Genomic DNA, 12,841 nt, shown 5'->3' with positions numbered 1-12,841 from the left:
CGCGGAACACTGATTGTGCCGGAAACTAAGGCAGTTCGAAGGAAGCAGCAATGGCTTAGGCCCATTGTTACGGAGATGTAACCGGCCAGAGCAATTCCAGGAAAAGTGCGTGGCGCTTTCTCCGCCCGCAATTGCGCAGAGACAAAGAATGGCGTGGTTCTGCGAAAAGCCGACTGCGCTACGCGATTTTTCTGATGACCGGCATCACGAGCGCTGCGCAGACAAGAAGCGCTGCGGCAGCGACCACTGTCGGCACGGTGAAGCTGCCTGAACGTTCGGCGATCCAGCCCGCGACGACCGGTCCGACGATCTGGCCGACGCCGAAGGCAGCCGTCATCATCGCCAGGATCCGCCGTGGGCTCTCGGGGGAGAGCTTGCGGCCGATCTGCAGCCCGTAGGCCGTGATCGCCAGGAACGTCGCTCCGAACAGCGCACCGCCGATCAGTGGCGCCACCGAAGGCGGCAGTGCCACAGTGGCGAGCACACCAGCGGCCTCGATGAGAAGCGCCACGACATAGACGCCACCAAGCCCGAGCGGCCTGACCAGTGGCTTCCAGGCAAACAGCGCCACCGCCGCCGTCAACCCGGCGATGAACCAGCAGAGAAACTCGACGAAGGCTCCCGTTGCGGACAGGCGCGCGATGGCGACGAGAAAAGTTGCCGTGATGACGTAGCCGAAGCCGAACAGGCCGTAGGACAGCGTGACGAGCACCATAGGCCGGTTCCAGTTGAGCGCCGGTTCCTTGCCCGCTCGCGCCGATTGCGCCGGCTCCTTGGGCAAGAGCCACCAGACGATGGCAAGGCTTACCGCGCAATAGATCGCCCCGCCGATCCAATCGGCGCGCCAGCCGCCCGGCCCGTCGTGAAAGCCGAGACCAATCAGCAGCACCATGACCGAGGAAAGCGCGATGCCCGCCCCCGGTCCGCCGAAATGCGCGGCCTGCACATGGTCATTGCCGGCAGCAGCCCCGTGGCTGAGCACGATCGATGAGGTAAAAACCATGGCGAAGGCGCTGGCAAGGCCGGCCAGGAACCGGATGACCGCAAAGACGGCGACGGACTCTGTAACCGCCATCGCGGCGAGAAGAATGGCGGTAGCAAGCAGTGCCAGCAGCGCCACCAGCCGTTCGCGCCCAGCCGCCCAGCCATAGGCCGCAAGCACGGCGCCGACAAGATAACCGACGAAATTCGCCGACGCGATAAAGCCGGCATCCGCCGCCGAAAGCGGCACGCCGCTCATCATGCCGGGCAGGATCGGCGTGTAGGAGAAGCGCCCGAAGCCCATTGCCGCCGCCATCGCGACGGCGCCGGCAGCGGCGGTAGCGATGAGGTTTTGTGAAGAATTGGGTGGGCGAGAAAGCATGCAGCGCTTATCGCGCTGCAGCACCGGCATCGCAAACGACTATTTCTGATCGATTGATCAATTCCGCGAAAGTCGATGGATGAGGTGAGCGCCCTAGGTTCGACGAATGCAAGGAGCGGCGTTGCGGCGTGCTTCGAGGCTTCGCCCTACGGGCTGCGCACCTCAGCTTGAGGAGTTTTAGAGGATGCCGCGGTAGTAATCCCCGACGCAGGACGATGCGCGCAGCCTGCAAGAGAGCCACATCCGGATGAATGAAGGAAGAGGGCTCAAACGAAAAGAACGCTCTGCCGAACCCGACCCTACACCCGCCCATCAGGCAAGGTCAGGATCACAGGTCCATTCCGCGTCGCAACCACCGTGTGCTCAAATTGCACGGTCGGCGCCTTGGGATCGGCATAGAGCGTCCACGCATCGTCGCCGCCTTCGGCCCAGGTCGCGCCGAGCGAAAGGAATGGCTCGACGGTGAAGACGAGGCCATCCGTCATCACACGCTTTTCCGAAGGGTCCGGCCAGGTCGAGAGCTCGGCCGGCTCCTCGTGCAGCGAGCGGCCGACGCCGTGGCTCGCAAGATTGGCGACCAGCGTGTAGCGGTTCTTCTGCGCGAAAGCGCCGACGGCGGTGCCGATCTTCGCAAGCGGCTCGCCCGCTTTCACCTGATTGAGCCCCACCCAGAGCGCCCGCTTGCCGTCGCGGCAGAGGCGTTCGATCCTCGGCTTGACCGGGGGCATCGCAAAGGAAGCGCCGGTGTCGGCGAAGAAGCCGTCCTTTTCCGCCGAGACGTCGATATTGATCAGGTCGCCGGCCTGGATGACACGCGCGCCTGGAATGCCGTGGGCGATTTCTTCATTGACGCTGATGCAGGTGGCGCCGGGAAACTGGTAGCAGAACTCCGGCGCCGAGCGCGCGCCGGAATCCTCGAGCACCTTACGGCCGATCCGGTCGAGCTCAAGCGTCGTCATGCCGGGCTCCATCGCCGCCGCCATGACCTGGATGGCGTTGGCGCAGATCCGGCCGATCTCCTTGAGCTTTGTCAGTTCATCGTCGTTTGCGATTACCATTCGTCTCTTCCGGCCTTGCGCGGGACGGCCGCGGCCGTCTTAGAGCGCGCATCCGGGAGGACGCGCTGAGGGGTTGCGCTGGTTAAGCCGTGGCTTTCGCCCCTTCGCCCCTTTCAGTCAATGCCTTTCTGACGATCGGCGCGACTTTCGTCCCGTAGAGCTCGATGCCGCGCATGATCTGATCATGCGGCATCAGGCCGATCGCCATCTGCAGCAGGAAGCGGTCGTTCTTGAATATCGAGTGATGGGCGATGATCTTTTCCGCGACCGCCTCAGGATCGCCGACGAAGAGCGCGCCGTTCGGCCCGCGCGACAGATCGAAATGCGCCCGGCTCGTCGGTCCCCAGCCGCGCTCGCGGCCGATACGGTTCATCACCTCGGCCTGCGGCCCGTAGAACTGGTCGGCGGCTCTCTCGGTGGTGTCGGCGATGAAGCCATGGACATTGATGCTGGTCTTCAGCTTCGCCTGATCCTGCCCTGCCCGGCGCGCGGCCTCCCGGTAGAGGTCGAAGAGCGGCGCGAAACGGCGCGGCTCGCCGCCGATGATCGCGAGCGCCACCGGCAGTCCGAGCGCGCCGGCGCGCGCCACCGACTGCGGTGTGCCACCGACCGCGACCCACAGCGGCAGCGGATCCTGCAGCGGCCTCGGATAGACGCCGCGTCCGTTGATCGCCGCGCGAAGCTCACCCTTCCAAGAGACGATCTCGTTGTCGGTCAGCGCCAGAAGCAGGTCGAGCTTTTCCTCGAAAAGCTGGTCGTAATCCTCGAGATTGTAGCCGAACAGCGGGAAGGACTCGATGAAAGAACCACGCCCTGCCATGATCTCGGCACGGCCGTTGGAAATGAGGTCAAGCGTCGAAAACTGCTGGAACACACGCACCGGATCGTCGGAGGAGAGCACGGTGACCGCGCTGGTCAGCCGGATGTTCTTGGTCTTAACGGCCGCCGCCGCCAGCGCCACGGCGGGAGCCGACACCGCATAATCCGGCCGGTGGTGTTCGCCGAGCCCGAAGACGTCGAGGCCCACCTGATCGGCAAGCTCGATCTCCTCGATCAGATGCTTCAGCCGTTCGGCCCCTTCCACTCCCTTGCTGCGGGAGGCATTGGGATTGACATCGGCGAATGTGTAAAGGCCCAGTTCCATCGTCGGCATCCTGTTGAACTCGATCCGGAGATAAGGATGGCGGTGATGGAGCGCAAACACAATTTGTGGAACGGATTGTTCGAGAATCTTGATAGGCGGCGGCAGTTTTCACGAACTCGATGGACACCTTCAGAGACATCTAACAAAGCGAACATTGTACGGACAGTCCCTGCGCCATGGACATGGCGCCGCTGGATTCCTGTGACAAGCACAGGAATCCAGTAGTCGCGCGTCCGCGCGACGAGGGACTCATCATTGACCGAGAAGTGAAAGGAGATGTCCTCCCACTCGGGATTCTTTCGCTCGATCAGATTGAGCTTCAACTGTCGCGGCCATTTCTGATCGTCTTCTCCCGTGTGATCGCCGTTGTGAGCAGATCATGCTCCTCGAACCACACTAGCCGCGTCGACATGGGGCCTAGTCAAAATTGAATTTTAAGTCAACGACTTCGAAGCCTCAGCGGATTCATTTTACAAGCTGCCTCACACTGTGCTTGAAGCAAGGGACGGCGCGGCCTTCACCACGCCGCCCCTGACATTCACATCTTTGCCAACAGCTCCGCCAACTGGTCCGCGGCCTTGCCCCATCCCTCATGGAAGCCCATTTTCTCGTGCGCTTCCTTGTCCTCGGCGCGCCAGTGCAGCGCCCTGGCCGTATATTTCGTCCTGCCGTTGCCGAGGTCTTCCAGCAGGATGACGCCGGTGAAGAAAGGCTTTTCGGCAGGCACCCAGGCGCTGGTATAGGCATCGGTGAAGACGATCTTCTCGTTCTCGACGATTTCGAGATAGACGCCGTGGTTCGGATATTGGTTGGCCTCGGGATCCTGCATGACGACAACGCTGGCGCCGCCGGGGCGGACATCGAGCGTCGCCTCTGCAACACTCCACGGGCGCGGAACGAACCACTGCTTCACAAGATCCGGATCGGTCCATGCCTTAAAGATCTTGTCGCGCGGGGCGTCGAATTCCCGGGTTAGGACGAGTTCATGTTGCGTGCTGGCGGTCATTTCAACATCTCTCCGTTTGAATGAAACCTGTTTCCTATCAGGTTGTTACAAGGACGTGTCAAACTTCGCCGTTCCGACACCACCCCGAAATTAATTTGCAATCGGCTGCGCCGCCTCTTCCTGCATCTTGTCGATCTGCCGGCGGATATGGGCGGCTTCCACCGCCGAATGGGCAAGCGCGATGGCATGGTCGAAGGCTTCGCGCGCCTGGCTGGTCAAGCCAAGCTGCTTCAGCAGCCCGCCCCGCAGACCGTGATAGTAGAAGTAGCCACCGAGCTTCTCGCCGAGCGGATCGATGAGATCCAGCGCCTCCTGCGGCCCGCGCAGCTTGGAAACAGCGACGGCGCGATTAAGCGTTACCACAGGCGAAGGCTGAACACGCTCCAGAGCGCGGTAAAGCAGATCGATTTCCGTCCAGTCGGTGTCTTCGGCGCGTTTCGCGCGGGAATGGATGGCGGCGATGGCTGCCTGAAGCTGGTAGGGGCCGGGTTGGCGATGGCGCAGCGCCTTGTCGAGCAGCGCCAGGGCCTCATTGATGAAAAGCTGGTTCCAGAGAGAGCGGTCCTGATCTTCGAGCAGCACGATCTCGCCTTCGGCGCTGAAACGCGCCGGGCGGCGCGATATTTGCAGAAGCATCAGCGCAAGCAACCCCATCAACTCCGGTTCTGACGGAAAGATGTGCAGCATCAGGCGTCCCAGGCGGATCGCTTCGTCGCTGAAGGCGGCCGCCTCATGCCTGGGGTCGGCCTGGCTGTAACCCTCGTTGAAGATCAAGTAGATCATCGTGCTGACGATCGAGAGGCGTTCGGCCCGTTCCTGCGGGCTCGGCGTTTCGAAAGGCACGCCCGCCTTGGCGACCCGCGCCTTGGCCCGGGTGATGCGCTGCTCCATGGCGCTTTCGGAGACCAGGAACGCGCGCGCGATCTGCGTTACCGAAAGGCCGGAGACGATGCGCAGCGCCAGCGCGATCTGCTGGGTCGCCGGCAGATCCGGATGGCAGCAGATGAAAAGCAGCCTCAGGATATCGTCGCGATAATTGGAATCGTCGAGCCGCTCGGCAATGTCGCCTTCTGCATCCTCTGTATCCGAGATGACGTCCTCGTCCGGCAGCGCCTGCAGCTTCGACCGTTTGCGCACCGCATCGATGCCGCTGTTACGACCGACGAAAATGAGCCAGGCCGTCGGATCGCGCGGCGGCCCTTTTTCCGGCCATGTCCGGATCGCCCGCAGGCACGCCTCCTGAAACGCCTCCTCCGCGGTATCGAGATCACGGAAATAGCGCAGCAGAGCGCCGAGCGCCTTCGGCCGGGCGGAGGCAAGCGCAAGGTCGATCCAGGCAATGTCGGTCATGATGCAGCATCTCCCGGCCTGAACACGTAGAAAGGCCGAATTTCGTAAGAGGTGGAGCCGGGATTGACGGCGGATAGCTGTTTCGAGAAGGCGACTGCCTCGTCGAGCGTATCGAAATCCACCACGTAGAAGCCGAGAAGCGCCTCTTTCGTTTCCGCGAACGGCCCGTCGATGACCAGGGCCTCGTCCTTGCCCTTGCGCACGGTCGTCGCCGCCGTCGTCGGCATCAGCCGGCCGACCGGGCCGAGCTTGCCGGACACAGCAAGTGGCTCCTGCACAGCATAAAGTTTTTCCATGACGGCAGCCTCCTCCTCCTTGGTCCAGGCGAAGACGGTTTCCTCATGGGCGTAACAAAGGATTGCGTAAAGCATCGGTCACTCCTCTTTCCGAATGACGAAGGAGTAACGGCTTAGCCGACAGGCCGCATCAAAAAATTATCAGCTCAAGCGGCGATTGCAGGAACCGCCGGCTCTTATCGAAGGCTAGCCCTCGCTCAGCGTCCGCTTAACCGCATTCTTCCAACCCTTGAGCTTTGCCGCCCGCACCTTCTCGTCCATGTCGGGTTCGAAACGGCAGTCGCGTTTCCACCTCGCCGAAAACCCGTCCTTGTCCGGCCACACTCCCGCTCGGCTGCCGGCCAGCCATGCCGCACCCAGGGCGGTGGTCTCCAGAATAACAGGGCGGTCGACCGGAGCATCGAGAAGGTCAGCGAGGCGCTGCATTGTCCAGTCGGAGGCGACCATGCCGCCATCGACGCGCAGCACCGTATCGTCGCCGGCATTCTTCCAGTCCTTCTGCATGGCATCCAGGAGATCGCGGGTCTGGTAGCAGACCGCTTCGAGCGCCGCGCGGGAAAGTTCCGCCGGTCCGCTATTGCGCGTCAGTCCGAAGATGGCGCCCCGCGCCTTGGCATCCCAATGCGGTGCGCCAAGCCCGGTGAAGGCCGGTACGAGATAGACCTCCTGCGTGGGATCGGCCCTTTCGGCAAGAGCGTTGGTCTCAGCGGCACTGCCGATGATCCGGAGCCCGTCGCGCAGCCACTGCACGGCAGCACCCGCGATGAAGATCGAGCCTTCCAGCGCATAGGTCGTTTCGCCGTTCAGACGGTAGGCGATGGTCGTCAGCAGCCGGTTTTTCGAACGCACTATGTCGGCGCCGGTGTTGAGCAGCGCAAAACAGCCGGTGCCGTAGGTCGATTTCAGCATGCCCGGCGCAAAGCAGGCCTGACCGATGGTCGCCGCCTGCTGATCGCCTGCGACGCCGAGGATCGGGATTTCGGCGCCGAAGATATCCGCCTCGACTGTGCCGAAATCGGCGGCGCAATCCTTGACCTCCGGCAGCATGGCGGCCGGCACTCTCAGAATATCGAGCAGATCCTCGTCCCAGGCGTTGTCGGCAATGTTGTACATGAGCGTGCGCGAAGCATTGGTCGCGTCGGTCACGAAACTCTTGCCGCCCGTCAGCCGCCAGATGAGAAAAGTGTCGATCGTACCGAAGCAGAGATCGCCTCTGGCAGCACGCGCCCTTGCACCCTTCACATTGGCGAGCATCCAGGAAAGCTTTGTGCCGGAAAAATAAGGATCCAGGATGAGGCCGGTCTTTTTGGTGAAAAGCCGCTCGAGATCCTGCCGTTTCAGGTTGTCGCAATAGCTTGCCGTGCGCCGGTCCTGCCAGACGATCGCATTCTGGATCGGGCGACCGGTCTCGCGCTCCCAGACGACGACCGTCTCGCGCTGGTTGGTGATGCCGAGCGCGGCAACATCCTTGGCCGTGATTCCGGCGTCGCGCAGCGCCATATGGACGGTGGAAACGACCGAATCCCAAATCTCTTCGGGGTCGTGCTCGACCCAGCCGGAACGCGGATAGATCTGGGTGAATTCCTTCTGGCCCTTGCCGGCGACACGCATGCCGCCATCGAAGACGATTGCCCGCGTCGAGGTCGTCCCCTGATCGATCGCCAGAACATATCCACCCATGAAATCCTCCTCAAGCATATGATTATCGTAACAAATCAATAGGACAGGGATGCGGGAGAGAAAAGCGAATAAAGCGCAATTGCCAGCCTGCTGGCTTGGGCATAACCTCGCTGCCAACATCGCGATGTCAGGAGAACAGCATGAGCAGATCAGTCGTCGTCACCGGTTCCACCAGCGGCATTGGCCTTGCGATCGCCACCGCCTTCGCCGAAACCGGCGACAACGTCGTCATCAACGGGTTCGGAAATGCCGATGAAATCAAGGCGATCGTCGAGCGGCTTGAATCAGTATCGAAGGGCCGGGCGATCTATCATCCGGCCGACATGACGAAACCCGCCGAGATCGCCGACCTGATCGAGACGGCGGCGAAGACCTTCGGCAGCATCGACGTTCTGGTCAACAATGCCGGCATCCAGCACGTCGAGAAAATCGAGGATTTCCCTGTCGAGAAATGGGATCAAATCATCGCGATCAATCTGTCGAGCTCCTTTCACACAATGCGCGCCGCCATCCCGCTGATGAAGGCGAAGAAGAATGGCCGCATCATCAACATCGCCTCTGCCCACGCGCTCGTCGCCTCCCCCTTCAAATCCGCCTATGTCGCGGCAAAACATGGTATATTAGGCCTCACGAAAACGGCAGCACTGGAGCTTGCCGAATTCGGCGTGACGGTCAACGCCATCTGCCCCGGCTACGTCCTGACGCCGCTTGTCGAAAAGCAGATACCCGATACCGCTAGGGCGCGCGGCATGACCGAGGAGCAGGTCAAGAGCGAGGTCATCCTCAAGGCGCAGCCGACGCGTGAATTCGTCAAGGCCGAGGACGTCGGCGCGCTGTCGCTCTACCTTGCCAGCGACGCCGCCCGCCAGGTGACCGGAACGCATATCTCGATTGACGGGGGCTGGACGGCGGCTTAACCATTGGAAAAACAACCGGGAATATCATGAACGACAGCATTCGCTTCATCCTGAATGGCGAGGACATCGAACTTACCGATGTCGGGCCGACCGAGACGCTTCTCGATTTTCTGCGGTTGAAGCGGCGCCTCACAGGCACCAAGGAAGGATGCGCCGAAGGCGATTGCGGCGCCTGCACCGTCCTCGTCGGCCGGCTCGCGGACGGCAAACTCGCCTATGAATCCGTCAATGCCTGCATCCGCTTCATGGGCTCGCTGCACGCCACCCACGTAGTGACGGTCGAGCATCTCGCCGGTCGCGACGGTGCGCTGCATCCAGTGCAGCAGGCGCTGGTCGATTGCCACGGGTCACAATGCGGCTTCTGCACCCCGGGCTTCGTCATGTCGCTCTACGGCCTGTGGCTCACCAGGGAAAAACCCGGCCGCCATGAGATCGAAAAGGCGCTGCAAGGCAATCTCTGTCGCTGCACCGGCTACGAACCGATCGTCAAGGCCGCCGAGCAGGTGAGCCTGATGCGGCCGAGCGCGCTGTTCGATCCGCTGGAGCGTACGCGCTCGGAAATCGTCGCTCGGCTCTGGGCAATGCAGGCGGGCGGCACCATCCGGATTGCCAATGGCGAAGACCGGTTGATCGTGCCGGCTTCGGTCCAGGCACTGGCGGAAGTTCTCTCGCAGGAGCCCGACGCGACCGTCGTTGCCGGCGCGACGGATGTCGGCCTTTGGGTGACCAAGCAGATGCGACGGCTGAGCCCGGTCGTCTTCATCAACCATTTGAGCGAATTGCAATCGGTCACCGAAAGCCAGGACGGCGTCACTATCGGCGCCGGCGTCAGCTACACCAGGGCCTTCGAAGCGCTCGCCCGGAAGATCCCGGCACTCGGACGGCTGATCAACCGTATCGGCGGCGAGCAGGTGCGCAACATGGGCACGATCGGCGGCAACATCGCCAACGGTTCCCCGATCGGCGACAGTCCGCCGCCCTTGATCGCGCTCGGCGCGACGCTGACGCTACGCTCCCTCGAAGGCCAGCGCAGAATGCCCCTCGAGGACTTCTTCATCGCCTACGGCAAACAGGACCGAAAGCCCGGCGAATTCGTCGAAAGCGTCTTCGTGCCCTATCCCGCGAACAGCCGCTTTGCCGCTTACAAGGTCACCAAGCGCCGCGACGAGGATATCACCGCCGTGCTCGGCGCCTTCCTGCTGACGCTCGACGAGGCCGAGACGGTCACCGACATCCGCATCGCCTTCGGCGGCATGGCGGCGACGCCGAAACGCGCCCGCACCGTCGAGGCCGAACTGATCGGCAAGCCATGGACGGAATCGACGATCGAGGCCGCCCGCGCCGCCTTCGACGCCGACTTCCAGCCGCTCACCGACTGGCGCGCCACGGCGGAATACCGCCAGCTGACGGCGAAGAACCTGCTGATGCGGTTCTATCTTGAGACTGTCGGCGCCCCGGCAGAGCTGAAGCGGTTCGAGGAGGTGGCGTGATGGACACATTGATCGGAACGACCGGAACGCAAAGCTTCATGGGAATAGCCGCGGTCTCCTCCCCTCCCTCAGGAGGACGCCGCTAATGGACAAGTCCACCTTCGAAGACCGCAAAGTTGTCATCACGGGACCGATGCACGGCCCCCTGCGGCACGATTCCGCGCATAAGCACGTCACCGGCACCGCCGACTATATCGACGACATTCCCGAACCCGCCGGCTTGCTGCACGGCGCGCTTGGCCTTTCCGACCGGGCCCATGCCGAAATCATCGGTATCGATCTTTCCGGGGTCGCAGCCTATCCCGGCGTGATCTGGGTCTTCACCGGCAAGGACGTGCCCGGCGTCAACGACGTCAGCTGCAATGGCAGCCATGACGAGCCGCTGCTGGCCGAAACTTTGGTTCAGTTCCACGGCCAGCCGATCTTTGCCGTCATCGCCGAAACGCGCGAGGCTGCCCGGCGCGCCGCGCGGCTCGCCAAGATCGACTATCGCGACCTGCCGCACTGGAGCGATATCGACGGCGCTCTCGCCAATGGCAGCCCTCTGGTCACGACGCCGATGACCCTCCAGCGCGGCGAGCCGGAAACGGAAATGCCGAACGCCGCCATGCGCCTGAAGGGCCGGATGCGCATCGGCGGACAGGAGCATTTCTACCTCGAAGGCCATATCGCCCTGGCCATCCCCGGCGAGGATGACGAGGTCATCGTCTGGTCCTCGACCCAGCATCCGAGCGAGATCCAGCACATCGTCGGCCACGTGCTCGACATCCCGTCCAACGCCGTCACGGTCAATGTGCGCCGCATGGGCGGTGGCTTTGGCGGCAAGGAAACGCAGGGCAATCAGTTCGCAGCCCTTGCGGCGATCGCCGCCAAGAAGCTCGGCCGCGCCATCAAGTTCCGTCCCGATCGAGATGAGGATATGAGCGCCACCGGCAAACGCCATGATTTCCTTGTCGATTACGAGGTTGGCTTTGACGCCGAAGGCCGTATCCACGCCGTCGATGTGACGTATGCGGCCCGTTGCGGCTTCTCCTCGGATCTCTCGGGCCCCGTGACCGATCGGGCTCTCTTCCATGCCGACTCCAGCTATTTCTACCCGCATGTGCATCTGCAGTCGAAGCCCTTGAAGACGCACACGGTCTCCAACACCGCCTTCCGCGGTTTCGGCGGACCGCAGGGAATGCTCGGCGCCGAGCGCTTCATCGAGGAGATCGCCTACGCCCTCGGCAAGGATCCGCTCGATGTCCGCAAGCTGAATTTCTATGGCCAGCCGGGCTCCGGGCGCACGCTCACCCCCTACCATCAGGAGGTCGAGGACAACATCATCCCCCGCATCGTCGAGGAACTGGAGGAGACAGCCGACTATCAGGCACGGCGCAATGCCATCATCGCCTACAATCGCGACAGCCGCTACATTAGAAAAGGCATTGCGCTGACGCCGGTCAAGTTCGGCATCTCCTTCACCATGACCGCCTTCAACCAGGCCGGCGCCCTCGTCCATGTCTATCAGGACGGCTCGATCCACCTGAACCATGGCGGCACCGAAATGGGCCAGGGCCTCTATACCAAGGTGGCGCAGGTGCTGGCCGACAGCTTCCAGGTCGATATGGACAGGGTGAAAATCACCGCGACGACGACGGCAAAGGTACCGAACACCTCCGCCACCGCCGCCTCTTCAGGTTCGGATTTGAACGGCATGGCAGCCTTCGATGCCGCCCGCCAGATCAAGGAACGGCTGGTGGCCTTTGCCACCGAGAAATGGGAGGTGGCGCCTTCCGAGGTCGTCTTCCTGCCGAACCGGGTGCGCGTCGGCGAAATCGAAATCCCCTTCCCCGACTTCATCAAGCAGGCCTATTTTGCCCGCGTCCAGCTGTCGGCCGCCGGCTTCTACAAGACGCCGAAGATCCATTGGGACCGAAAGGCCGGACGCGGCACGCCCTTCTATTATTTCGCCTATGGCGCCGCCTGCAGCGAAGTCTCGATCGACACGCTGACCGGCGAATATCTGATCGACCGGACCGACATCCTCCACGACGTCGGCCGCTCTTTGAATCCGGCGATCGACCTGGGCCAGGTCGAAGGAGCCTTCGTACAGGGCTTGGGCTGGCTGACGACGGAGGAGCTCTGGTGGGACGACAAGGGCCGGCTGCGCACCCATGCGCCGTCGACCTACAAGATCCCGCTCGCCTCCGACCGCCCGAAAATCTTCAACGTGCGGCTCGCCGAATGGTCGGAGAATGCCGAAGCGACGATCGGCCGTTCCAAGGCCGTCGGCGAACCACCCTTCATGCTGGCGATCTCTGTGCTGGAAGCCCTGTCGATGGCGGTCGCCAGCGTCGCGGATTACAAGGTCTGCCCGAGACTCGATGCGCCGGCGACGCCGGAACGGGTGCTGATGGCGGTGGAGCGGATGAAGCGAGTGCCGAGATGATATGCTTCGCTTCTATCCTGCAATCGTTCGTACGGAGAGTTTGAGAGCGTAATGCGCTTGAACCAAATCTCGCGGCATGCTCCCAACATCGCAAGGCCAATCCGCG

Annotated in this window: 10 protein-coding genes and 1 pseudogene; 3 read left to right on the top strand and 8 right to left on the bottom strand. The window is 62.5% G+C overall.

The annotated features are described in order from the left end of the window. Window positions 1-178: 178 nt before the first annotated feature. The 8 genes and pseudogenes from FFR93_RS09030 to glpK form a co-directional block, all read right to left on the bottom strand. The gene (locus FFR93_RS09030) at window positions 179-1,393 is read right to left on the bottom strand and encodes an MFS transporter (RefSeq protein WP_138392980.1); all 1,215 of its coding nucleotides are present in this window, start codon (window positions 1,391-1,393) and stop codon (window positions 179-181) included. 269 nt (window positions 1,394-1,662) lie between these two features. Next, on the bottom strand, window positions 1,663-2,421 hold the full coding sequence (map, locus tag FFR93_RS09025) for a type I methionyl aminopeptidase (RefSeq protein WP_064705813.1): 759 nt from the start codon (window positions 2,419-2,421) through the stop codon (window positions 1,663-1,665). A gap of 82 nt (window positions 2,422-2,503) precedes the next feature. After that, on the bottom strand, window positions 2,504-3,565 hold the full coding sequence (locus FFR93_RS09020) for an LLM class flavin-dependent oxidoreductase (protein ID WP_138392978.1): 1,062 nt from the start codon (window positions 3,563-3,565) through the stop codon (window positions 2,504-2,506). 266 nt (window positions 3,566-3,831) lie between these two features. Then, window positions 3,832-3,965: pseudogene (locus FFR93_RS41355) on the bottom strand (GIY-YIG nuclease family protein); the annotation flags it as partial. A 138-nt stretch (window positions 3,966-4,103) separates the two neighbouring features. Beyond that, window positions 4,104-4,571 (bottom strand): SRPBCC family protein, encoded by a 468-nt coding sequence (locus FFR93_RS09010; protein ID WP_138392977.1) that lies wholly within the window; start codon window positions 4,569-4,571, stop codon window positions 4,104-4,106. A 90-nt stretch (window positions 4,572-4,661) separates the two neighbouring features. Further along, window positions 4,662-5,921: an RNA polymerase sigma factor gene (locus FFR93_RS09005; protein WP_138392975.1), complete on the bottom strand. Its 1,260-nt coding sequence runs from the start codon at window positions 5,919-5,921 to the stop codon at window positions 4,662-4,664. Further along, window positions 5,918-6,292 (bottom strand): YciI family protein, encoded by a 375-nt coding sequence (locus tag FFR93_RS09000; protein WP_064705816.1) that lies wholly within the window; start codon window positions 6,290-6,292, stop codon window positions 5,918-5,920. The genes FFR93_RS09005 and FFR93_RS09000 overlap by 4 nt, the downstream gene beginning before the upstream one ends. A gap of 111 nt (window positions 6,293-6,403) precedes the next feature. After that, the gene (gene glpK, locus FFR93_RS08995) at window positions 6,404-7,897 is read right to left on the bottom strand and encodes a glycerol kinase GlpK (protein WP_138392973.1); all 1,494 of its coding nucleotides are present in this window, start codon (window positions 7,895-7,897) and stop codon (window positions 6,404-6,406) included. 140 nt (window positions 7,898-8,037) lie between these two features. Here glpK and FFR93_RS08990 point away from each other — a divergent pair, with 140 nt between their 5' ends. The 3 genes from FFR93_RS08990 (at window position 8,038) to xdhB (ending at window position 12,735) form a co-directional block, all read left to right on the top strand. Beyond that, window positions 8,038-8,814 carry a 3-hydroxybutyrate dehydrogenase gene (locus FFR93_RS08990; protein WP_138392972.1) on the top strand — a complete coding sequence of 259 codons (777 nt, stop codon included), beginning with the start codon at window positions 8,038-8,040 and terminating at the stop codon, window positions 8,812-8,814. Between the two features lie 26 nt (window positions 8,815-8,840). Further along, on the top strand, window positions 8,841-10,304 hold the full coding sequence (gene xdhA / locus FFR93_RS08985; protein WP_138392971.1) for a xanthine dehydrogenase small subunit: 1,464 nt from the start codon (window positions 8,841-8,843) through the stop codon (window positions 10,302-10,304). 85 nt (window positions 10,305-10,389) lie between these two features. Further along, complete coding sequence (xdhB, locus tag FFR93_RS08980; protein WP_138392969.1) at window positions 10,390-12,735, top strand: xanthine dehydrogenase molybdopterin binding subunit; 2,346 nt, start codon at window positions 10,390-10,392, stop codon at window positions 12,733-12,735. The last annotated feature ends 106 nt before the right edge of the window (window positions 12,736-12,841 follow it).

It is taken from the genome of Rhizobium sp. MHM7A (genome assembly GCF_005862215.1).
Lineage (GTDB): Bacteria > Pseudomonadota > Alphaproteobacteria > Rhizobiales > Rhizobiaceae > Rhizobium > Rhizobium bangladeshense.
This window is presented reverse-complemented; position numbering and strand designations above follow the sequence as displayed.